Annotated in this window: 19 protein-coding genes; 5 read left to right on the forward strand and 14 right to left on the reverse strand. The window is 59.9% G+C overall.

Annotated features, from left to right (window positions below):
• Position 1: 1 nt before the first annotated feature.
• Genes BLR16_RS10350 through BLR16_RS10360 form a run of 3 tightly spaced genes read right to left on the reverse strand, consistent with a single transcriptional unit; the run spans position 2 to position 2,423 of the window.
• Complete coding sequence (locus BLR16_RS10350; protein WP_058416391.1) at positions 2–436, reverse strand: hypothetical protein; 435 nt, start codon at positions 434–436, stop codon at positions 2–4.
• Between the two features lie 7 nt (positions 437–443).
• Positions 444–872: a DNA polymerase III subunit chi gene (locus BLR16_RS10355; protein WP_002552284.1), complete on the reverse strand. Its 429-nt coding sequence runs from the start codon at positions 870–872 to the stop codon at positions 444–446.
• 60 nt (positions 873–932) lie between these two features.
• Positions 933–2,423 (reverse strand): leucyl aminopeptidase, encoded by a 1,491-nt coding sequence (locus BLR16_RS10360; RefSeq protein WP_003365340.1) that lies wholly within the window; start codon positions 2,421–2,423, stop codon positions 933–935.
• 319 nt (positions 2,424–2,742) lie between these two features.
• Between BLR16_RS10360 and lptF the strand changes: the two genes are divergently transcribed.
• Positions 2,743–3,870, forward strand: a complete 1,128-nt coding sequence (gene lptF, locus BLR16_RS10365) for an LPS export ABC transporter permease LptF (protein ID WP_003316899.1) — start codon at positions 2,743–2,745, stop codon at positions 3,868–3,870.
• A complete protein-coding gene (lptG, locus tag BLR16_RS10370) occupies positions 3,857–4,918 on the forward strand; it encodes an LPS export ABC transporter permease LptG (RefSeq protein ID WP_003433604.1) in 1,062 nt (353 codons plus the stop codon). The genes lptF and lptG overlap by 14 nt, the downstream gene beginning before the upstream one ends.
• Before the next feature lie 141 nt (positions 4,919–5,059).
• Here lptG and BLR16_RS10375 read toward each other — a convergent pair whose 3' ends face one another.
• The 11 genes from BLR16_RS10375 to gap form a co-directional block, all read right to left on the reverse strand.
• Complete coding sequence (locus BLR16_RS10375; protein ID WP_003365337.1) at positions 5,060–5,272, reverse strand: cold-shock protein; 213 nt, start codon at positions 5,270–5,272, stop codon at positions 5,060–5,062.
• Positions 5,273–5,683: 411 nt separating this feature from the next.
• Positions 5,684–6,808 carry a glycine cleavage system aminomethyltransferase GcvT gene (gene gcvT / locus BLR16_RS10380; RefSeq protein ID WP_003433603.1) on the reverse strand — a complete coding sequence of 375 codons (1,125 nt, stop codon included), beginning with the start codon at positions 6,806–6,808 and terminating at the stop codon, positions 5,684–5,686.
• Between the two features lie 80 nt (positions 6,809–6,888).
• Positions 6,889–9,753: an aminomethyl-transferring glycine dehydrogenase gene (gene gcvP, locus BLR16_RS10385; protein ID WP_060708730.1), complete on the reverse strand. Its 2,865-nt coding sequence runs from the start codon at positions 9,751–9,753 to the stop codon at positions 6,889–6,891.
• A gap of 10 nt (positions 9,754–9,763) precedes the next feature.
• Positions 9,764–10,147: a glycine cleavage system protein GcvH gene (gene gcvH, locus BLR16_RS10390; RefSeq protein WP_003365331.1), complete on the reverse strand. Its 384-nt coding sequence runs from the start codon at positions 10,145–10,147 to the stop codon at positions 9,764–9,766.
• Between the two features lie 328 nt (positions 10,148–10,475).
• Positions 10,476–12,605: a putative bifunctional diguanylate cyclase/phosphodiesterase gene (locus BLR16_RS10395; protein WP_003365329.1), complete on the reverse strand. Its 2,130-nt coding sequence runs from the start codon at positions 12,603–12,605 to the stop codon at positions 10,476–10,478.
• 9 nt (positions 12,606–12,614) lie between these two features.
• Positions 12,615–13,004 (reverse strand): response regulator, encoded by a 390-nt coding sequence (locus tag BLR16_RS10400; protein ID WP_003365327.1) that lies wholly within the window; start codon positions 13,002–13,004, stop codon positions 12,615–12,617.
• Complete coding sequence (locus tag BLR16_RS10405; RefSeq protein ID WP_074805725.1) at positions 12,989–14,719, reverse strand: PAS domain-containing sensor histidine kinase; 1,731 nt, start codon at positions 14,717–14,719, stop codon at positions 12,989–12,991. The genes BLR16_RS10400 and BLR16_RS10405 overlap by 16 nt, the downstream gene beginning before the upstream one ends.
• Positions 14,720–14,889: 170 nt before the next feature.
• Positions 14,890–16,398, reverse strand: coding sequence for a sigma-54-dependent transcriptional regulator (locus BLR16_RS10410; RefSeq protein ID WP_003433599.1), 1,509 nt, complete (start codon positions 16,396–16,398; stop codon positions 14,890–14,892).
• A gap of 189 nt (positions 16,399–16,587) precedes the next feature.
• The gene (locus BLR16_RS10415; RefSeq protein WP_003433598.1) at positions 16,588–16,944 is read right to left on the reverse strand and encodes a DUF5064 family protein; all 357 of its coding nucleotides are present in this window, start codon (positions 16,942–16,944) and stop codon (positions 16,588–16,590) included.
• Between the two features lie 98 nt (positions 16,945–17,042).
• Positions 17,043–17,441, reverse strand: coding sequence for a YbaN family protein (locus BLR16_RS10420; RefSeq protein ID WP_050557974.1), 399 nt, complete (start codon positions 17,439–17,441; stop codon positions 17,043–17,045).
• 173 nt (positions 17,442–17,614) lie between these two features.
• A complete protein-coding gene (gene gap, locus BLR16_RS10425; RefSeq protein ID WP_003433596.1) occupies positions 17,615–18,616 on the reverse strand; it encodes a type I glyceraldehyde-3-phosphate dehydrogenase in 1,002 nt (333 codons plus the stop codon).
• 219 nt (positions 18,617–18,835) lie between these two features.
• On the opposite strand from gap, the gene edd reads away from it, so the two are divergent.
• From edd to BLR16_RS10440, 3 genes are read left to right on the forward strand one after another with little or no spacing between them, the layout of a single operon-like run.
• Positions 18,836–20,662, forward strand: a complete 1,827-nt coding sequence (gene edd / locus BLR16_RS10430; RefSeq protein WP_003365314.1) for a phosphogluconate dehydratase — start codon at positions 18,836–18,838, stop codon at positions 20,660–20,662.
• Positions 20,659–21,624, forward strand: coding sequence for a glucokinase (locus BLR16_RS10435; protein ID WP_074805723.1), 966 nt, complete (start codon positions 20,659–20,661; stop codon positions 21,622–21,624). The genes edd and BLR16_RS10435 overlap by 4 nt, the downstream gene beginning before the upstream one ends.
• Positions 21,625–21,674: 50 nt before the next feature.
• Complete coding sequence (locus BLR16_RS10440; protein WP_003365308.1) at positions 21,675–22,412, forward strand: response regulator; 738 nt, start codon at positions 21,675–21,677, stop codon at positions 22,410–22,412.
• The last annotated feature ends 16 nt before the right edge of the window (positions 22,413–22,428 follow it).

Below are 22,428 nucleotides of genomic sequence, written 5' to 3' on the forward strand. Positions count from 1 at the left end.
TTCACTTCTGCTGCTGCGCCAATAGCCGCTCCAGCCTTGCCTCCAGCCGACGCTTGATTTCGTTCTCGATATGCGGGGCGAAGTCGTCGATCACGTCCTGCATGATCAATTGCGCGGCTGCGCGCAACTCGCTGTCCAGATGTAACAGTGCATCAGGGTTGGGCTGCGCTTGCGGCTGGGCTGTCTGCTGCACCTGCGGGGCGTGCGCTGTATGGGCATCAGGTGTCAGTGTCGGGATGTCGTCTTCGTCGAAGTCCTGTTGATACGCCGCGTCGGGGCGAGCGCCGACGACATCGAACAACAGGGGAATCTGGCCTTCGGGACGAGCCGTGTCGTTCGACACGGGGGAGTGAGCGGGGTCATCGCCGAGCAGTTGACGGATCGACTCGAGGTCGTTCAGCAAGTGCGCGGATTCAGCTTTTTTTGAAGTATCCATCGTGTCCTCAAAGGCGCTGCAGTCGGTGATCTTGCGGAGGATAGCCCTGTTCGCGGTAGGAACGGAAACTCTCGCGTGCGGCAAGACGTATGGCGGGGTCTTCGACAACGACTTCGGCCACGCGGGCGAAACGTTTGAAGAAGGCCGGAATGCTCAGGTCGAGGTTGACCAGCAGGTCACTGTGTTCGCCCGAGTCGTCGCCCAGGCCCAGTACCACGGCAGCATCGTGATCGCTCTCGGCGTCGCCATGGGGTAGAAACACTTCACCTCTGAAACGCCAGAGCCGGGCATCGAGGTCCTCACGCTGCGCAGCATCGCTGCAATGCAGATAGACCTTGTGACCCAGGCGCCAGGCCTTTTCCGTCAGCTTGCAGGCAAAGTCCAGGCGGGCCGCAGGATCGGCGCTGGGCAGGATGTAGAAGTCGACTTGAGTCATGTGGGTTCCAGAACCGGAGGCGTATCGACTGTGCAGTCGATACGCCAGGGTCTCTTTTTATTATACGCCGGCGCGGTCGAGCAGGTATTGGGTCAGCAGCGGAACCGGACGCCCGGTGGCGCCTTTTTCCTTGCCGCCGCTCAGCCATGCAGTGCCGGCGATGTCCAGGTGAGCCCAGTGGTAGGCCTTGGTGAAGCGCGACAGGAAGCAGGCCGCGGTGATGGTGCCGCCTTTCGGGCCGCCGATGTTGGCGATGTCGGCGAATGGGCTGTCGAGTTGCTCCTGGTATTCATCGAACAACGGCAACTGCCAGGCACGGTCATCGGCCTGTTTGCCCGCGTCGAGCAACTGATTGATCAGCGCGTCGTTATTGCCCAGCAGGCCGGAGGTGTGGCCGCCCAGTGCAACGACGCAAGCGCCGGTCAGGGTTGCGATATCGATGACCGCCTGCGGCTTGAAACGCTCGGCGTAGGTCAGTGCATCGCACAGCACCAGACGGCCTTCGGCGTCGGTGTTGAGGATTTCGACGGTCTGGCCGCTCATGGTCGTGACGATGTCGCCCGGACGTGTCGCGGTGCCGCTCGGCATGTTTTCGGCACAGGCCAGAATGCACACCAGATTGATCGGCAGCTTCAATTCGAGCACCGCACGCAGGGTGCCGAACACGCTGGCAGCGCCGCACATGTCGAACTTCATCTCGTCCATGCCCGAGGCAGGCTTGATGCTGATGCCGCCGGTATCGAAGGTGATGCCTTTACCGACCAGCACGAACGGCTGGTCGCCTTTTTTGGCACCCTGGTAGTTCATGACGATGAGGCGCGGCGGCTGGGCGCTGCCCTGTGCTACCGCGAGGAAAGAACCCATGCCCAGGTCGGCCAGTTTCTTCTCGTCGTGGACTTCCACTTTCAGGTTCTTGTGTGCCTTGCCCAGCGCCTTGGCTTCTTCGCCCAGGTAGGTCGGGTGGCAGATGTTCGGCGGCAGATTGCCGAGGTCGCGGGTCAGTGCCATGCCGGTGGCGATTGCCTGAGCGTGAGTCGACGCGCGTTCGACATCGGCCGCCTTGACCTTGTCGGTCAGCAGGGTGATTTTCTTCAGGGCGCGAACTTCGGCCTTCTGGCTCTTGAAGCGGTCGAAGACGTATTCACCGTCGGCCAGGGCTTCGACCAGCAGACGAGCCATGCCATAGGTGTCGCGGTTTTTCACCGCCAGGTCATCGAGCGCGATCGCTGCATCGGTACCGCCCAGGCCCTTGAGGCAGGTGAGCGCTGCGCCGACGAGTTTTTTCAACTGACGGTCCGACAGCTCGTCTTCCTTGCCCGTACCCACCAGCAGCACGCGTTCGGCCTTGATGTTGGGCAGATTGTGCAACAGCAGGCTCTGGCCGACCTTGCCGGCCAGATCGCCGCGCTTGAGGATCAGCGAAATGGCTCCGCCGCTGAGGATATCCACCGTCCTGGCCGCACCGGCCAGTACACGGCTTTCACCGACGGTGACCACCAGCGTTGCGGTTTTCAAGGTTTCTGGGCTTACGCTTTTAACAACCAATTCCATGTGGGGTCCCCGAATAGACGATGAGAGTCGCAATATAAATGTCGCACGCGGCATGGCCTGAGTGTTTTCAGGGGCGATGCCTGCGCTAAGCCTTGCAGTTTGACCCCGCTGCACGACTGCTGACAACCCCGCAGAGCTGCCTGTCTGGCGTCTATGTGCGAACTATCCCCGGTGCGCAGTGACAGAAACACACAATCACAGGATAATGCCGCATATTTTTTGAGGCCCACGCCTTTTTTCGGCGTGAAGCTCTGGTTGCCGTGGCTCACAAATTTTCCCTGTTTGGCTGCCTGAGCCTGACAACTCTGGAGTGTCTGGTTTGATTGTCTTCCGTTATCTGTCCCGAGAAGTGCTGCTTACCTTGAGTGCGGTCAGCGCCGTACTGCTGGTCTTCATCATGAGCGGACGCTTCATCAAGTACCTGGCGCAGGCCGCATCCGGTGCACTCGATCCGGGCGTACTGTTCCTGATCATGGGCTTCCGCCTGCCGGGCTTTCTGCAGGTCATTCTGCCCCTTGGCCTGTTCCTCGGCATCCTCATGGCGTACGGACGCCTGTACCTGGAAAGCGAGATGACCGTGCTGGCCGCCACCGGCATGAGTCAGCAGCGTCTGCTGGCCATCACCATGGGGCCGGCCACGCTGGTCGGTCTGCTGGTTGCCTGGCTGAGCTTCAGCCTGGCTCCGCAGGGCGCTACGCAGTTTTCGCTGCTGATCAATCAGCAGGACGCCATGACCGAGTTCGACACGCTGGTGCCGGGCCGTTTTCAGGCGCTGCGCGACGGTACGCGTATCACCTACACCAAGGAACTGTCGGAGGACCGCTCGCAACTGGCCGGTGTGTTCATCTCTGAAAAGCGCATGTCCAGCGACAAGAGCAAGGACAACGGCATCACCGTGCTGGTCGCGGAGAAGGGCCACCAGGAGGTACGGCCCAACGGCAGTCGCTTCCTGATCCTCGAGAACGGCTATCGCTATGACGGCAATCCCGGGGCGGCCGACTATCGCGTGATCAAGTACGACACCTACGGGGCGATGCTGCCCAAGCCGGAAATCAGTGAAGAAATCACCGACCGTGAAGCCATTCCGACCAGCGAGCTGATCGGCAACCCGGCACCGCGTTCCGTGGCCGAGTTGCAGTGGCGTATTTCGCTGCCGCTGTCGGTGTTCATCGTGACACTGATGGCCATTCCGCTGTCACGGGTCAATCCGCGTCAGGGCCGTTACCTGAAACTGCTGCCGGCGATCCTGCTGTATATGTCGTACCTGGCCATTCTGATTTCGGTGCGCAGTTCGCTGGAGAAAGGCAAGCTGCCACTCAGTCTGGGGATGTGGTGGGTGCATGCCATCTACCTGTCCATCGGCCTGTTGCTGTTCTATTGGGAGCCTCTGCGTCTGAAGATGGCGAGTCGTCGCAGCGTCACGGAGGTGACTCGTGGTCAAGCTTGATCGATACATTGGCAAAAGCGTCCTGCTGGCGATTCTCGCGGTTCTGGGCATCATTCTGGGTCTGGTCTCGCTGTTCGCGTTCATCGACGAGATGGGCGATATCAGCGACACCTACACACTGGCGGATGCCCTCAGCTACGTCATGCTGACGGCGCCACGTCGTGTCTACGACACCTTGCCGATGGCCGCCCTGATCGGTTGCCTGATCGGTCTGGGTACGCTGGCCAGCAGCAGCGAGCTGACCATCATGCGTGCGGCGGGTGTGTCCATCGGACGCATCGTCTGGGCGGTCATGAAGCCTATGCTGCTGCTGATGATCGCGGGCGTGCTGGTCGGCGAATACGTCGCTCCCTACGCCGAGAACCAGGCTCAGGCCGCGCGCTCGCTGGCGCAGGGCTCAGGTGATGCGCAGAGCGCCCGTCATGGTCTGTGGCACCGCCAGGGCGATGAGTTCATCCACATCAACACGGTACAGCCCAATGGCCTGATGCTCGGTGTGACACGTTATCGTTTCGACGATCAGCGCCACATGCTGACTTCCAGCTTTGCCAAAGAGGCCAACTTCAAAACCGATTACTGGGAATTGAAGGACGTCACCACCACGCACTTCAATGACGGCAGCACCAAGGTCATCAACACCCCGGTCGAGCGTTGGGATGTGGCGCTGAGCCCACAACTGCTGAGCACGGTGATCATGCCGCCCGAGTCGCTGTCCATCAGCGGCCTCTGGAGCTACGCGCATTACCTGGCTGATCAGGGCTTGAGCAATGGCCGCTACTGGCTGGCATTCTGGACCAAGGTCCTGCAACCGGCGGTGACCGTCGCATTGGTGCTGATGGCGATCTCGTTCATCTTCGGCCCGCTGCGTTCGGTTACGCTGGGGCAGCGGGTGTTCACCGGTGTGGTGGTCGGTTTTACCTTCCGCATCATTCAGGACCTGCTCGGTCCATCGAGCTTGCTGTTCGGCTTCCCGCCTTTGCTGGCAGTGCTGCTGCCTGCCGCCGCCTGTGCGCTGGCCGGGGTACTTCTGTTACGTCGCGCCGGGTAATGCATCCGCCTTATTGAAAAGAGCCGACCCTTGGGTCGGCTTTTTTCATGGGCGCTTGCGGAGCCCTGCAAATCCCGCATGCAAAAAAGCCCCTGGCATCGCTGCCAGAGGCTTTCTTGTATCTGCGTGGTTGCGTCGTTATCAGCCTTCGGCTTGAACTTCGTCAGCCTGCATGCCTTTCTGGCCCTGCACCGCAACAAAGGTAACTTTCTGACCTTCTTTCAGGCTCTTGAAGCCGTTACCCTGAATGGCGCGGAAGTGTACGAACAGATCCGGCCCGCTCTCAGGAGTGATAAAACCAAAACCTTTTTCGTCGTTGAACCACTTGACGGTACCGCTCTGACGTTCAGCCATTTTCTTATTTCCTTGACGCTTGACTTGAATTGGTTACAGCCTCTTTCGTATGAAAGAGCACTGGGGCTGGTTGCAGGAAGTAAGAAACGTAGAACGGGTTGTAGCAAACCTAGAGCTACTGCCCAGGTCCAGATTCGGCGACCCATGCAAACACAGTTCGGAAACTCTACGCCAAGTCCCGTTACAAATACAACCCCCTTGCTTGGCACCCTATTTCCGGGGCTTTGGCCTTGTATGCGCAGTGTTTGCGCCGCGTGCACGGTGATTGATCCGTCATAACATTTTGCACTTTATAGGTGCATTTTTTGCATATATGACAGGCTGTTCACGTGTTCGAAATACTGACGAAACACTGCTGGGGAACAGCGCTTCAGCAACACCGAAGTGTTGCTGTTTTTTTGACGCCGCTATTTAACCGCGGAAGTAACGTTGCGCAACAAAAGGCATTTTTGCGACGAGCATGGGGACTCTCTTGCCGCGCACCATTGCCCAGACAGGTGTATTCAGCGCCGTGTAATCGTTATGCAGATAACCCATGGCCAGCGGCCCGGTCAGCGACGGCCCAAAACCGCCGCTGCATACGGTACCGATAACAGCGCCCTGTTCATCGACGATCTCGGTACCTTCACGCACGGGTGTGCGCTCCTGGGGGAGCAGGCCGACTCGCTTCTTGCTGACGCCGTTCTGTTGCTGGGCAAAGATTCGCTCGGCGCCCGGAAAGCCGCCTGCACGCGCACCGTCGGCGCGACGCACTTTGGAAATGGCCCACAACAGACTGGCCTCGATCGGCGAGGTGTGTGTGTCCATGTCATGGCCGTACAGGCACAGACCGGCTTCCAGTCGCAGCGAATCACGTGCGCCCAGACCGATCGGTGCCACTTCCGGCTCATCCAGGAGGCGGCGTGCCAGGGCTTCAGCCTGTTCGGCAGGCACTGAAATTTCATAGCCGTCTTCACCGGTATAACCCGAGCGACTGACATAGCATTTGACGCCGAGCAGCGTGACGCTGGTGAACTGCATGAAGGTCATTTTGGCAACTTCCGGGGCGAGGCGTGCCAGTACGGTCACCGCGGCCGGCCCTTGCAGCGCGAGCAGGGCGCGTTCTTCGAACAGTGGTTCGATCTTGCAATGCCCGGCCAGGTGCTTGCACAGGTGCGCCAGATCCTGATCCTTGCAGGCCGCGTTGACCACCAGCATCAACTGGTCGTTGCCGAGATTGGCCACCATCAGGTCATCGAGAATGCCGCCGTTCTCGTCGGTGAACATCGCGTAACGCTGCATGCCGACCGGCAGGTCAATGATGTCCACCGGCACCAGGGCTTCGAGTGCCTTGGCCGCATCCGTACCGGTGAGGCGAATCTGGCCCATGTGCGAGACATCGAACAGACCGGCTTGTGCGCGGGTGTGCAGGTGCTCTTTCATTACGCCAGCCGGGTATTGAACAGGCATGTCGTAACCGGCGAAGGGCACCATCTTCGCGCCGAGTTCGCGGTGCAGGGCGTGCAGGGGAGTGGTCAGCAGTGATTCTGTGGACATGTTCGATTCCTTGTTGAGCGGGCCGTGCCAATGGCACGGCCTGTGCGCGCAGCGCGATCAGGCAATGCCAGGCGGGGCTGTCACGCTTCCTGATAGTTCTCGATGGACGGGCAGGCGCAGACCAGGTTGCGGTCGCCGAAGACGTTGTCGACACGACCGACCGGAGGCCAGTACTTGTTCTCGATCAACGAATCGACCGGGTACACCGCCTGTTCGCGGCTGTAAGGATGGCTCCACTGGCCGACGATTTCCGCAGCGGTATGCGGCGCGTTTTTCAGCGGGTTGTCATCCTTGTCCAGGGTGCCGTTTTCAACTGCGCGGATTTCTTCGCGGATCTTGATCATGGCATCGCAGAAGCGGTCCAGTTCTTCTCTGGATTCACTCTCGGTCGGCTCAATCATCAGCGTCCCGGCGACCGGGAACGACATGGTCGGGGCATGGAAGCCGAAATCGATCAGGCGCTTGGCCACGTCGTCAACGCTGATGCCGCTGCTGTCCTTGATCGGGCGCAGGTCTAGGATGCACTCGTGGGCGACCAGACCATTGCTGCCGGTGTAGAGCACCGGGTAATGCTCCTCCAGGCGGCGCGAGATGTAGTTGGCGTTGAGAATCGCCAGTTGCGAAGCGCGTTTGAGGCCGTCACCGCCCATCATGCGGATGTACATCCAGGTAATGGGCAGAATGCTGGCGCTGCCGAACGGTGCTGCGCAGACCGCGCCTTCCTTGCGCTCCATGCGTGCATGGCCGGGCATGAACGGCGCGAGATGGGATTTTACGCCGATCGGGCCAACGCCCGGGCCGCCACCGCCATGGGGGATGCAGAACGTCTTGTGCAGGTTGAGGTGCGACACGTCGCCGCCGAACTTGCCCGGAGCGCAGAGACCAACCATGGCGTTCATGTTTGCGCCATCGATGTAGACCTGGCCACCGTTGTCATGAACGATGCCACAGATTTCGCGAATGCCTTCTTCGAACACGCCGTGGGTCGACGGGTAAGTGATCATGATTGCCGCAAGCTGGTCACGATGCTGAATGGCCTTGGCGCGCAGGTCTTCGATGTCGACGTTGCCGCGTGCATCACAAGCAGTCACTACGACGCGCATACCCGCCATGTTGGCAGTCGCCGGGTTGGTACCGTGCGCCGAGGACGGGATCAGGCAAATGTCGCGATGTTCATCGCCACGGCTCTGGTGATAGGCGCGGATCGCCAGCAGTCCGGCGTATTCACCCTGTGAACCGGCGTTCGGCTGCAGCGAGATCGCGTCATAACCGGTGGCCGCACAGAGCATGGCCTCCAGTTCGTCGGTCAGTTGCTGGTAACCGGCGCTTTGCTCGGCCGGAGCAAACGGGTGCAGGTTGCCGAACTCGGCCCAGGTCACCGGGATCATTTCGCTGGCAGCGTTGAGCTTCATGGTGCACGAGCCCAGCGGAATCATGGTGCGATCCAGCGCCAGGTCCTTGTCGGCCAGTTTGCGCAGGTAGCGCATCAGCTCGGTTTCCGAGTGATAGCGGTTGAACACCGGGTGGCTGAGGATCGCTGACTGACGCAACAGCCCGGCCGGCAGACGCGATTGCACGCTGTCTGCCAATGCGGCGAAGTCCGGCAGGCTCTGGCCTTCGCTGGCGAAGATTGCCCACAGGGTTTCGACGGCCGACTGCGAGGTGGTTTCGTCCAGCGACAGACCCAGACGCTGGTCATCGATTTCGCGCAGGTTGATGTGCCTGGCGCGTGCGGCGGCATGCAGTGCAGCGGTTCTGCCGCCGGTGTGCAGGGTCAGGCTGTCGAAGAAAAATGCCTGCTCGGCCTTCAGGCCCAGGCTGCTCAGGCCTTCAGCCAGAATTGCGGTCAGGTGGTGAACGCGATTGGCGATCTGTGTCAGGCCGCGCGGACCATGATAGACCGCGTACATGCTGGCGATGTTGGCCAGCAGCACCTGCGCGGTGCAGATGTTGCTGGTGGCCTTCTCGCGACGAATATGCTGTTCGCGGGTCTGCATGGCCAGACGCAGGGCCTGCTTGCCGTGACGATCTACCGACACGCCGACCAGACGGCCGGGCATGTCACGTTTGAAGGCATCGCGGGTCGAGAAGTAGGCCGCATGCGGGCCACCGAAGCCCAGCGGCACGCCGAAGCGTTGCGCGCTCCCGATTGCCACGTCAGCGCCGAATTCGCCTGGCGGGGTCAGCAGGGTGAGGGCCAGCAGGTCGGCAGCCACGGCGACCAGTGCATTGGCCGCGTGGAAGCGCTCGACCAGCTCTCGGTAATCGAATACGTCACCATTGCTGGCCGGGTATTGCAGCAGCGCGCCGAAGTAATCGCTGACATCGCCCAGCTCGTGCTCGTCGGCTACGACCACGGTGATGCCCAGCGGCTCGGCGCGGGTACGCAGCACGTCGAGGGTCTGCGGGTGGCAGTGGCTGGACGCGAAAAACTGTTGGCTAGCCTTGTTTTTGCTCAAGCGTTTGCAAAAGGTCATTGCCTCGGCGGCCGCGGTGGCTTCGTCGAGCAGAGAGGCGTTGGCAATCGGCAGGCCGGTGAGGTCGCTGATCAGTGTCTGGAAATTGAGCAGTGACTCCAGGCGGCCTTGGGAAATTTCTGGCTGATAGGGCGTGTAGGCGGTGTACCAGGCCGGGTTTTCCAGCAGGTTGCGCAGGATCGGTGCTGGCGTGTGGGTGTTGTAGTAACCCTGGCCGATGTAGGTCTTGAACAGCTGATTCTTGCTGGCGATGGCCTTGATGGAGGCCAGCGCATCAGCTTCGCTCTGCCCGGCAGGCAGGTTCAAAACGCTGGTGCCCTTGATGCTTTCCGGAATGACGCTTTCGCTCAGCGCATCAATTGAATCGAAACCCAGTGTTTGCAGCATGGCCTGCTCGTCGGCCGCCCGGGGGCCAATGTGACGGGCGATGAATTCGTTGGCAGTGCTCAGTTCAATACGGTCAGTCATGGCGTGCTCCTCAGGCTTCGGCGTTGGCTTTGATCAGGCGGTCGTAGGCGTCCTGATCCAACAGGCCGTTAATGGCGTTGGCATCTTGTGGAACGAAGCGGAAGAACCAGCCCGCACCCAGGGCATCTTCATTGACCAGCTCCGGTGTGGCGTCGAGGGCGGAATTGACCTCGACGACTTCACCGTCCAGCGGCATGTTGATGCTGCTGGCCGCTTTCACCGATTCCACCACTGACACTTCAGCGTGTTGAGTGTAGGCCTGTAATTCCGGGAGCTGCACGAAGACTACGTCGCCCAGCGATTCCTGCGCATAGGGCGTAATGCCGACCGTCACGCTGCCGTCGGTTTCGGCACGCAGCCATTCATGGTCAACGGTGAATCGCAAATCGCTCATACAAACTCCTAGGAGAACAGGGCTCGCGCAGCACGCGAACAATATGAGCTATGACTTAGCAATTTAGCGGCCATGTTTTGTTTTTTTAATTAAATCAAAGGGTTGTATGTTTTTTAACTGAGCCTTTAGATCTTGGGTGTAGCGAAAACGCTACAGTCGTCAGGTATTTGAAAATACCTGACTGATCAAGGCCTTGATACGCACGGAAGGAAGTGTTTTGGAGTGAAATCGTTACAGTGGAGCGTTTTCGTTACGAGTGGGTTGCAGTGAGTGCATCCATCCCGCAGTGGTCATCGTTATCAAGCAGGCTGAACGCATCAGTCGCGCGTCACCCTTTACCTGACGCGGCTTTCTTTTCCGGTGAGCACAAAAACGTTTCGAGCTCTTCAAGCGGCAGCGGCTTGCTGATCAGATAACCCTGGATTTGATCGCAGTGGTTTTCCCTCAGGAACGCCAGTTGTTCCGGGGTTTCCACACCCTCGGCGATCACCTGCAGGTCGAGGCTGTGAGCCAGCTCGATGATGGCTCTGGCAATGGCCGCGTCCTGTGGATTGCTGGTCACTTCACGAATGAATGCGATGTCGATTTTAAGCTTGTCGATAGGAAAGCGGCGCAGGTACGCCAGGCTTGAATAGCCGGTGCCGAAGTCATCGATGGAAATACTCACGCGATTGGCCCGCAGCGCTCCCAGGGTGGCGATGGTGTGCGTGGTATTTTCCATCAGCGAACTTTCTGTCAGTTCGACCTCAAGCCACTGCGGCGCAACATTGTGTTTTTCGAGGGCCTGACGAATGTCGGCAACCAGGCTGCTGCTGGAAATCTGTTGCCCCGAAATGTTGACCGCTACCTGAAACAAGCCCAGCCCGGAGCGTTGCCAGCGCGCGATCTGCGCGCAGACGCTGTCGACCACCCAGTTGCCGACTTCACCGATCAGGCCGAGGCTTTCCAGTACAGGAACGAATACAGCGGGCGAAACGCCTGGGTGGCCTGGGCGTGGCCAGCGCAACAGCGCCTCAAGCCCGCATATGCGGTCGTTGTTCAGGTCCAGCTTGGGTTGGTAGACGATTTCGAAGGACTGATTACGCACGGCTTCGCGCAGGGCAGCCTCAAGGTCCAGGCGTGCCGAAACATCGGCGTTCATCTGCGGCGTATAGAACCGGTAGTTGTCCGGGCCGATTTTTCGGGCGCTGTTCATGGCGGTGTAGGCGTGTCTGATCAGCTCGCGTGAGTCTTCGCCGTCCTCCGGGTACAGCGCAATACCGATGCTGGCGGTCATGACCAGGCTCTGGCCTTCTATGTGGAAGGGCGCTCGCAATGCGTTGCGGATGCGCTCGAGCGTTTGCCGGGTATCCGCCTGGCCGGGACGAAGCATCAGAATCAGGGCGAACTGATCGCCGTCCACGCGGCCAAGGGTGTCGCTGGCATTCAGGCAGTTCGACAGTCGGCGGCTGACTTCCAGCAGCACCTCATCGCCCAACACATGCCCCCAGGTTTCGTTGATGTTCTTGAAACCGTCGATATTGACCGTCAGGGCCGCCAGCTTCCAGCGACTGATGGCCGCCTGGGTCATGCCCATTTGCAGGCTGGTAAAAAACAGGTCCCGGTTGGGCAGGCCGGTCAGCGTGTCGTAGTGGGCCATGGTCAGCAGGCGTTGGTCGCTTTCCTTGCGCCGGGTGATGTCGCGCACGATGCCGACGATGACCCAGTCCTCGCCGGTGCGGTACGCCTGGCGATGGATTTCGACCTCGACATCCCGGCCACTCTTGTCGCGAATCTGGGTTTCCAGTGGCTCGCTGGGGCCTTTGCCGGCAATGATCTGGTCGTACACGACCTCAAGCTGCTCCATGGACGTTTCGCCCAGTTCGGCAGGCGTCTTGTGTGACAGTTCCTCAGCGGTGTAGCCGAGCAACTGGCAGGCGCGGCGGTTGAATTCGATCAGGCTCATGGTGTTGCGGTTGATCAGGAAAATCGCGTCTTCGGAAGCGTCCATCACCGTGCGAAAGCGCTCGAGATCGATGGTGCGCTGCTGCAATTGGTCTTCGAGGATCAGGCTGTGGCTTTTCAGGTAGTCGCCAAAGGACTTGAGGCGCAGCAGATTACGCACACGCAGCCACAGTTCGGCGCTGTCCACAGGCTTGTTGAGGTATTCCTCGGCCCCGGCCTCCAGTCCCGAGAGGCGGGCACTCTGCTCGTCGAGAGCCGAGAGCATGATGATCGGTATATTGGCGGTGCCCTTTTCGGCCTTGAGCTGGGTGGCGACTTCATAGCCGTCCATGCCCGGCATCATGATATCGAGCAGGATCAGGTCGGGTGCCTGTTGTTTGACCATGGCCAGCGCCATCTCGCCTGATTCCGCCGTCAGTGTCCGATAACCCTGGTTCTGCAAGAGCACCTCCAGCAGGTCCCGGACATGGACGTCGTCATCGATAATCAGGATGGTCGCGGCGCTCTGGGTCATATCGAATGCTCAGGTAATGGACTGTTGAGGCAGATTTTTTTCCAGCAGGGTGTCGATGACCCGGTACAACTCCTTGTAGCGCAACGGCTTGATAACATAAGCGTTGCAGCCCGCCAGGCGGATCTTCTCCTTGTCTTCCTTCATGGCCATCGCGGTCAGTGCGATCACCGGGATCGCGGCTGTGCCGGCGTCTTTCTTCAATAGCGACGTGGCGGTCAGGCCGTCCATTTCCGGCAGATGGATGTCCATCAGGATCAGGTCGGGCTGGCGCTCGCGAGCCAGTTTCAGGCCGCTTTCGGCATCGACGGCCGACAGCACAGCGTGCCCGGCGCTGGTCAGCAACAGCTCTGCCAGACGCATATTCGCCGCGTTGTCTTCAATGATCAGGATCTGGGCCATCGTGCCTCCGCTGATTCAGGTGAGCGGATGGGCAGCCACACAACGAAGCGTGCGCCGAGGTCTTTCACGCTGGCCACTGCGACGCAGCCGCCGTGAAGTTCGGCGAGCTGCTTGACCATCGCCAGGCCCAGTCCGGTGCCTTCGAATTTGCGTGCCAGGCCGCTGTCGATCTGGCTGAACGCCTTGAACAGCTTGTTCATGTCGCTTTGGGCGATGCCGATTCCGGTGTCGCTCACACTCAGTTCCAGAAACTGCTCACAGTCGCTGGAGGGAAGCGCAAATCCGTATGTCGGCCAGTCACCGTCGATAAGGCCTGCCTGAGCAAGCGGCACCAGACGCACCGCCAGTGTCACCCAGCCACCGGGCTCGCTGAATTTCACGGCGTTGGCCAGCAGGTTGTAGACGATTTGTTTGGTCTTGCGCCGGTCGAGCTCAAGCACGCCGAAGTCGGCCTCTGTTTCCAGCTTCAGCTGGATATGTTGCAGTGCGGCTTGCTCGCGAACGATCAGCAGGCTGTTGCCGAGCAGTTCGTCCAGATCCACCGATTCTAGCTCCAGCGTCATCATGCCGGCCTCGACCTTGGACAGGTCGAGGATGTCATTGATCAGTGACAACAGATGCTGGCCGCTATTGAAGATATCGCCTATGTAGCGTCGCTGGGCATCGGTCATGTCGCCGACCATGCCGTCCCTGAGTGCCTCGGAAAAACCGATCACGGCGTTCAGCGGCGTGCGCAGTTCGTGCGACATGGTGGCAAGAAACTCGGACTTCATGTGGCTGGCGTGTTCCAGCTCGATATTCTTTTCTTCCAGTGTTCGCTCGAAACGCTTGCGCTCGGTCACGTCGCGGGCTGCGGCGAAGACACCCTTGAGCTTGCGGTCACGGTCGTGAAACGTGGCAGCGTTGTAGGACACCACGGTTTCAGTGCCGTCATAGGCCCGCACGGTAAGTTCGTAGTCACTGACCTTGTGCTCGCTGAGCACGCGCTTGATCGCGGCATCGGCACTCGCCGGGTCGGTGAAGAAGTTTTTGCAGGGCGCACCGATCAATTCGTCGCGGGTGCGTCCGGTCAGCGCCATCATCTGCTTGTTGACGTCGGAAATGATGCCTTGCGGGTCGGTCATCATCAGCGCATCGATGTTCGATTCGATCAGCGAGCGGGTATAGAACTGTTGGTCCCGCAAGCGCTGATCCAGCAGTGCCTGAGCTTCTTCTTCCTGTTTGCGCGCAGTGTTGTCGGTGCCGATCAGCAGATAACCGATGATGGTTTCAGCGCTGTCGCGCAGCGATGTGACCGAGACCATGGCCGACAGGCGGCTGCCATCCTTGCGGATGTAGGTGAGTTCGTAGATGTCTTCGATGCCACGCGAAGCCTTGAACACCAGAGCCTCGAAGCCCGGCGTGATGGGGGTGTTGAGTTCATGGCTGAGGGCTGCTGCGCGGATGATGAGCTCGGCGGGGTCGGAGATGTCGGCAGGTGTGATTTTGTCGACAACGTCCTCGGAGTGATAACCGAGCATGCGTTCGGCGCCGACATTGAATATCTGGATAACGCCGTGTTCGTCTGTTGCGATGCTGGAGAAATAGGCGCTGTTGAAAATGGCATCCTGCAGTGCACCAGTCTTGAGGAGGATTTTCTGGCGGCGGGATTCGACGATTTTTTCAGCGCGAGACTGGGCATCGACGAGCGGGCGGTCCACTGGCGAGGTTGGCATATGACTTCCCGGTACTACCTGACCTTTATGCCATTACGGCCGTAATCACACTACGGACATCCATTCAAATGGATGATAAGAGGTTCATGGACAATACCAGATCGTTATCGGCAGATTAGTTATTAAATGAAACTTCTCGGAATATATTTTCGATAAATGACGCTAATCGACTAACGCTTGTCGGGAATTCCATATTTTCGCAGGCGATGAGCGATTGCGGTGTGCGAGGTATGCAGGCGATTGGCCAGTTGGCGGGTGGAAGGGTAGTCCGCATAGAGCTTTTCCAGCAGATTGCGCTCAAAGGTTTCGACGGCATGTTCGAGACTGTCGATCGAGCTGTCGTTCTGACGCGCCACGGCGGTGCCAGCGATATCCAGGTCGCCTATATCCACTTGAGTGTGTTCGCAGATGGCGGCCGCGCGAAAAATCACGTTTTGCAATTGCCGCACGTTGCCTGGCCAGCGGTTGCCGAGCAGGGCAGGGTAGGTGCCGGGTGCGAGCCTGCAGACCGGACGCTGAATCTGTGCGCACGCCTGTTCCATGAAGTATCGGGCCAGTAACAGAATGTCCTGACCGCGCTCGCGCAACGGCGGAACCTCCAGATTGAGGACGTTGAGGCGGTAGAACAGGTCTTCACGGAAGGAGCCTTCGCTGACCATTTTTTCCAGATCGCGGTGGGTGGCGCTGAGAATGCGCACATTGACCCTTACTTCCCGATCACCACCGACGCGGCGGAAGCTGCCATCGTTGAGAAAACGCAGCAATTTGGCTTGCAGATAGGGTGACATTTCGCCGATTTCATCGAGGAATACGGTGCCTTGGTTGGCCAGTTCCATCAGCCCCGGTTTACCGCCACGCTGGGCCCCGGTAAAGGCCCCCGGGGCATAGCCGAACAGTTCGCTTTCAGCGAGGTTTTCCGGCAGCGCTGCGCAGTTCAGAGCCAGGAACGGCTCGCCGTGGCGGGCGCTGCTGGCGTGACAGGCGCGGGCAACCAACTCTTTGCCGGTGCCGGTTTCACCCTGAATCAGCAGCGGTGCATCCAGCGCCGCCACCCGTTGCGCCCGTGCCTTGAGGGTGCGAATGGCGGCTGAGTCGCCAAGCAAGGCGTCGAAACCTTCGGCGTGATCATGGTGCAAGGCCGACAGGCGTTCGCCGATTCGGCTGGGCAGGTACAGGGTAATCAGCGCGCCGGCTTCGGTAATCGGCGTGGCGTCCAGCAGCAGGGCTTCACCGTTCAGGTTGATCTCGCGCAGCGGCAGACGAAAGCCGTTTTCCAGCAACGCGACATGCAGACTGGGGTCGCTGAACAGCTCACCGATGGATTCACCCGCGGGCTCCCGGCCAATCAGCGCGATGAGTGCCGGGTTGGCCAGCAGCACGTGCCCGGCGCTGTCCAGAGCCAGCACCGGGTCAGTCATGGCGGCTAGCAACGCGTCCAGTTGCAGGTGGCGACGCTGCCCCGGAAGGATATCGACCACAGTGATCGCTTCCACACCTCTGACCCGAAACAGCGCGTCCTTGAGCTCTTCGAGCATCTGATGGCTGAGCGTCGGCGCATCGATGTACACATTGGGCGGCACCATCTCCACTGCGTCCAGATTCAGATTGCGTCCACCCAGAATCGCCAGCACTTCCTGGGTGATACCGACGCGGTCGATGAAGCTGACATGGATGCGCATGGGGCGATGACGGTTCGCGAATGAGAGGGCGGCAAGTATGCCTTGTGGCGGCAGGTTTGGTGAAATCCGCTTGTGGACTTGCACACACCTATCGCTGCTCACGCTCCAGCGTGGGCACGATGGTGTTTTCCGTGCCTGATTCCTCCCGCTACTGCCCGCTGGCGTTCTACGGGCCTCGACAGCGCTGGCTTACTCCAGATGCTCCGGCTTCACCGGGTCACCTGACTTGGCGTGGAGTTTGTCGCGAATGTCCGCGAACATTCGGTCGTAGTCCTTGTGCTGGGCGATGGGCAGTGCGGCCGAGTTGGGCAAGCCATGCCTTATTGCGATGCGACTCGCGTCGTGGGCGAAGTTGAAGGCGAGGTCACGGGGCAGCTGGAATTGCTCTTCGAACGACTTGCCGTTGATTGCGCCCTGCATGGTGAAGTGCATGGACGTGCCTTGCTTGGGATCTTCCTCCACGTTGTAGCGCAAGTGGATGTCATAGCTGATATCCGACGGTTGAAGCGCCACGTGGGTGAGGTGCAGATGGCCTGGCTCGTACATGAAGTGACTCCATCAAGTGGTGAGTGTGCTCAGTCAGACACCCCTCGCGAGCGGACGGTTCAGCCTTGCGCAGAGTACCGCTCGCTTCATGCCTGCGCTTAACGATCGATCTTGTCCGGTTCCGGCCTCGACCAGATCCATAGATTGCCCAGCGCCATCCCCGAGAGTGCCAGGTACAGCCACCAGGCATGGCCGATCAGGCTCAGCATCACCACGGCACAGACGAGCATGCTGATGGTGGCGCTGATCTTGGCCTTGCGCGCGACCAGTCGGCCATTACGCCAGTTGTACAGTATCGGCCCGAACACGCGGTGGTTTTCCAGCCAGGCGTTCAGCCGCGGCGAACTGCGTGTTGCCGCCCAGGCGGCCAGCAGAATGAACTCGGTGGTTGGCAGGCCGGGAACGAAGATCGCAACGATGCCTATGCCCAACGCGGTATAGGCGAGGATGCCGTATAAAAGGCGTGAAAGTCTTGAGCCGGGTGGTTTGTACGTCATGGTCTCTACAGGCAGGTTCGGGGAGCCCGGTCAGCTTAACAGCACCGGGCGCTTTTTCATGCCTGCACAGTTTCACCACCCGCAGTGCATCGATCTGACATGCGCTGAGCATGGTCGCGAGCGTCCATGACCCGGACACCTCTCGCTGCACATGCTTCAGCGCGGCTGCGCCGTTACTGCGCGTTATGCAGTGCCAGGCAGTTGTCGAGCATGCGATTGGAGAACGCCCATTCGTTGTCGTACCACGACAGTACCTTGAGCAGCTTGCCGCTGACCTTGGTGTGGTTGGCATCGAAGATCGACGACAGCGGGTTGTGGTTGAAGTCGTGGGAGACCAGCGGCAGGGCGTTGTAACCGAGCACTTTGGAATGCTGACTGGCTTCTTTCAGCAGCGCGTTGACTTCATCGACCGTGGTTTCACGCTTCAGGGTCACGGTCAGGTCGACCAGCGAAACGTTGATGACCGGTACGCGTACCGCCATGCCGGTGAGTTTGCCTGCCAGCTCCGGCAGTACCAGGCCCACCGCTTCGGCAGCGCCGGTCTTGCTCGGGATCATCGACTGCGTCGCCGAGCGGGCGCGGTACGGATCGGTGTGGTAGACATCGATCAGGTTCTGGTCGTTGGTGTAGGCATGAATGGTGGTCATCAGGCCGTTTTCGATACCCAGCTCGCGATGCAGCACTTGAGCGACCGGGGCCAGGCAGTTGGTGGTGCACGAGGCGCTGGAGATGATCTGGTGCGACTGGCGCAGCGTGTCGTGGTTGACACCATAGACGATGGTGGCATCGGCACCGCTGGCTGGCGCGGAGATAATCACCTTGCGTGCACCGGCGGTGAGGTGCGCGGCAGCCTTGTCGCGGCTGGTGAACAGACCGGTGCATTCGAACACCACGTCGATGTCCTGCGCTTTCCACGGCAGCTCGGCCGGATTGCGGATGGCACTGACCGAAATACGGTCACCATTGACGGTCAGGCTGTCCTTGTCACACTCGACTGTGCCGCTGAAAGGGCCGTGTACAGTGTCGAAGCGCAGCAGGTGTGCGTTCATTTCGCTGTCGCCAAGATCGTTGATGGCGACGACCTGCAGGTCCTGACGGTAGCCTTGGGTATACAGTGCGCGTAGGACGTTGCGGCCGATTCGGCCAAAACCGTTGATTGCAATACGAAGAGTCATACAGCCGTCCTTCTGAATTTGTTGTTGGAATTACAAGATTATTCTCATAGAAATAGAAAACAAGCCTTTTTAGTGGCAATATTTTGTTTTATCTACAACTACAAGCCTGAAAGGCACTCCCAGTTGATCGAGATCAGGGTTTTGCTCCCTGACAGTCACTGCTCGAAAACCGGAGCCGTCTTTACGGGTGACCTTAGACGTTAGCCTGGAGTTCATCACATGCATCCCCGCGTCCTTGAAGTAACCGAGCGTCTCATCGCCCGCAGTCGCGATACCCGTCAGCGCTACCTTCAATTGATTCGCGGCGCAGCGAGCGATGGCCCGATGCGCGGCAAGCTCCAATGCGCCAACTTTGCCCACGGCGTCGCCGCCTGCGGACCGGAAGACAAGCAAAGCCTGCGTCTGATGAACGCCGCCAACGTGGCAATCGTCTCTTCCTACAACGAGATGCTCTCGGCGCATCAGCCCTACGAACACTTTCCAGCCCAGATCAAACAGGCATTACGTGACATTGGTTCGGTCGGTCAGTTTGCCGGCGGTGTACCAGCCATGTGCGATGGGGTCACCCAGGGCGAGCCGGGCATGGAACTGGCGATTGCCAGTCGTGAAGTGATTGCCATGTCCACGGCGATTGCCTTGTCACACAACATGTTCGACGCCGCCATGATGCTGGGCATCTGCGACAAGATCGTGCCGGGTCTGATGATGGGCGCATTGCGATTCGGTCATCTGCCGACCATTTTCGTGCCCGGCGGACCGATGGTCTCAGGCATCTCCAACAAGGAAAAAGCCGACGTACGGCAGCGTTATGCGGAAGGCAAGGCCACCCGCGAAGAGCTGCTCGACTCGGAAATGAAGTCGTATCACGGTCCGGGAACCTGCACCTTCTACGGCACCGCCAATACCAACCAGTTGCTGATGGAAGTCATGGGCATGCACCTTCCTGGTGCTTCGTTCGTCAATCCCTACACGCCATTGCGTGATGCGCTGACCGCAGAGGCGGCCCGCCAGGTGACGCGTCTGACCAAACAGAGTGGCAGCTTCATGCCGATCGGCGAAATCGTCGACGAGCGCTCGCTGGTCAATTCCATCGTTGCGCTGCACGCGACAGGTGGCTCGACCAACCATACGCTGCACATGCCGGCCATTGCTCAGGCTGCTGGCATTCAACTGACCTGGCAGGACATGGCCGATCTGTCTGAAGTGGTGCCAACCCTGAGTCACGTCTACCCCAACGGCAAAGCCGATATCAACCACTTCCAGGCGGCAGGCGGCATGTCGTTCCTGATCCGCGAGCTGCTGGCTGCCGGTCTGCTGCACGAAAACGTCAATACCGTGGCCGGTTATGGACTCAGCCGTTACACCAAGGAGCCGTTCCTGGAGGACGGCAAACTCGTCTGGCGTGAAGGGCCGCTCGAAAGCCTCGATGAAAATATCCTGCGCCCGGTGGCCCGTCCGTTCTCGCCGGAAGGTGGGCTGCGGGTCATGGAAGGCAACCTGGGGCGCGGCGTGATGAAAGTGTCCGCGGTGGCTCCGGAGCATCAGATCGTCGAAGCACCGGCCAAGGTGTTCCAGGATCAGAAAGAGCTGGCCGACGCTTTCAAGGCCGGCGAGCTGGAGTGCGATTTCGTCGCCGTGATGCGCTTCCAGGGCCCGCGTTGCAACGGCATGCCCGAGCTGCACAAGATGACGCCGTTTCTGGGTGTCCTTCAGGATCGCGGGTTCAAGGTTGCGCTGGTCACCGATGGACGCATGTCGGGCGCTTCGGGCAAGATCCCGGCGGCGATTCATGTCTGCCCGGAGGCGTTTGATGGTGGCCCATTGGCGCTGGTACGCAATGGCGATGTGATTCGCGTGGATGGTGTAAAAGGCACGTTACAAGTGCTGGTCGAAGCGTCAGAATTGGCCGCCAGAGAACCGGCCATCAACCAGATCGACAACAGTGTCGGCTGCGGTCGCGAGCTTTTTGGATTCATGCGCATGGCCTTCAGCTCCGCAGAGCAAGGCGCCAGCGCCTTTACCTCTAGTCTGGAGACGCTTAAGTGAAGTTGGCCCTGGTCGGTGATATAGGCGGTACCAATGCACGTTTTGCCATTTGGGAAGACGACACGCTGCATTCTGTCCGGGTATTCCCGACCATTGACTACGCGGGCCCGGAGAAGGCCATCGAAGTCTATCTGCAGGACCTGGAGCTGCAGCGCGGCGATATCGGTCATGTGTGCCTGGCGGTGGCCGGGCCTGTCGATGGCGATTTTTTCCAGTTCACCAACAGCCACTGGCAATTGAGCCGCAAGGCGTTCTGCGCCGACCTGCAGGTCGATGAACTGCTGCTGATCAACGATTTCACCGCCATGGCGCTGGGCATGACCCGGCTCAAGGATGATGAATACCTGACGGTCTGCCACGGTGTCGGCAAGCCTGATCGGCCGCGCGTGGTGGTGGGGCCGGGGACCGGGCTGGGCGTCGGTACGCTGATCAAACTCGACGGCAGTCGCTGGATGGCGTTGCCGGGCGAGGGCGGTCATGCCGACCTGCCCATCGGCACCGCGCGTGAGGCGCTGCTGTGGACGCGGCTGATGGCCGAGCATGAACATGTCAGCGCCGAAGTCGTGCTCAGCGGTGCGGGCTTGCTGTTGCTGTATCAGGTCAGCTGCGCGCTGGACGACATCGAACCGGTGCTCAAATCGCCTGCGGCGATCACTACCGCTGCGCTCTCGGGCGACCCGGTAGCTGCGGCAGTGCTGGAACAATTCTGCGTGTTTCTCGGCAGAGTGGTCGGCAACCATGTGTTGGCCCTGGGCAGCCTCGGCGGGGTTTATATCGTCGGCGGCGTGGTGCCGCGCTTCACTGAGTTCTTCATCAACAGCGGGTTCAAGCGCGCCATGGCCGAGAAGGGCGTCATGAGCGACTATTTCAATGGCCTGCCGGTGCGGCTGGTCACGGCCGAATACCCGGGCCTCATGGGTTCAGGCGTGGCCCTGCAGCAGGCGTTTGGTGCGCAGATCTGAGCGATATGGCATAACAACAAAAATTAACAGCCAGACAAGGACGCTTCAACTTGAGCTCAGTCAGTAAATCGATCCTGTTGGTGGATGACGATCAGGAAATTCGCGAGTTGCTGGACACCTACCTGAGCCGCGCCGGTTTTCAGGTGCGCACAGTGGGCGATGGCGCGGATTTCCGTCGAGCGTTCAATGACGAACCAAGCGATCTGCTGATCCTTGACGTCATGCTGCCCGATGAAGACGGTTTCAGTCTGTGTCGCTGGATCCGCCAGCACCCGCGTCAGCCGCATGTGCCGATCATCATGTTGACCGCCAGTTCGGACGAAGCCGACCGGGTCATCGGTCTGGAACTGGGGGCCGATGATTACCTTGGCAAGCCGTTCAGCCCGCGCGAGCTTCAGGCCCGCATCAAGGCGCTGTTGCGACGTGCCCAGTTCGGTCAGGAGCGTCCGGGTGGCGACGTGATCCTGTTTGATGAGTGGCGACTCGATATGGTCAGCCACCGGCTGTTTCACAATGACGGCGAAGAGGTGATTCTGTCCGGCGCCGACTTCGCACTGCTCAAACTGTTTCTCGACAACCCCCAGCAGATTCTCGACCGCGACACCATCGGCAATGCCACACGTGGGCGTGAGTTGATGCCGCTGGAGCGCATTGTCGACATGGCGGTCAGTCGCCTGCGTCAGCGTCTGCGCGACACCGGCAAGTCACCGCGTCTGATCCGCACCATTCGCGGCAGTGGTTACCTGCTGGCCGCAAACGTCAACTCGCAAGCGGGCAACGGCTATTAAACCGACAGGGGCAGGC

Origin of the sequence: Pseudomonas sp. BS3767 (assembly GCF_900099665.1) — a bacterium.
Taxonomy (GTDB): domain Bacteria; phylum Pseudomonadota; class Gammaproteobacteria; order Pseudomonadales; family Pseudomonadaceae; genus Aquipseudomonas; species Aquipseudomonas cerasi.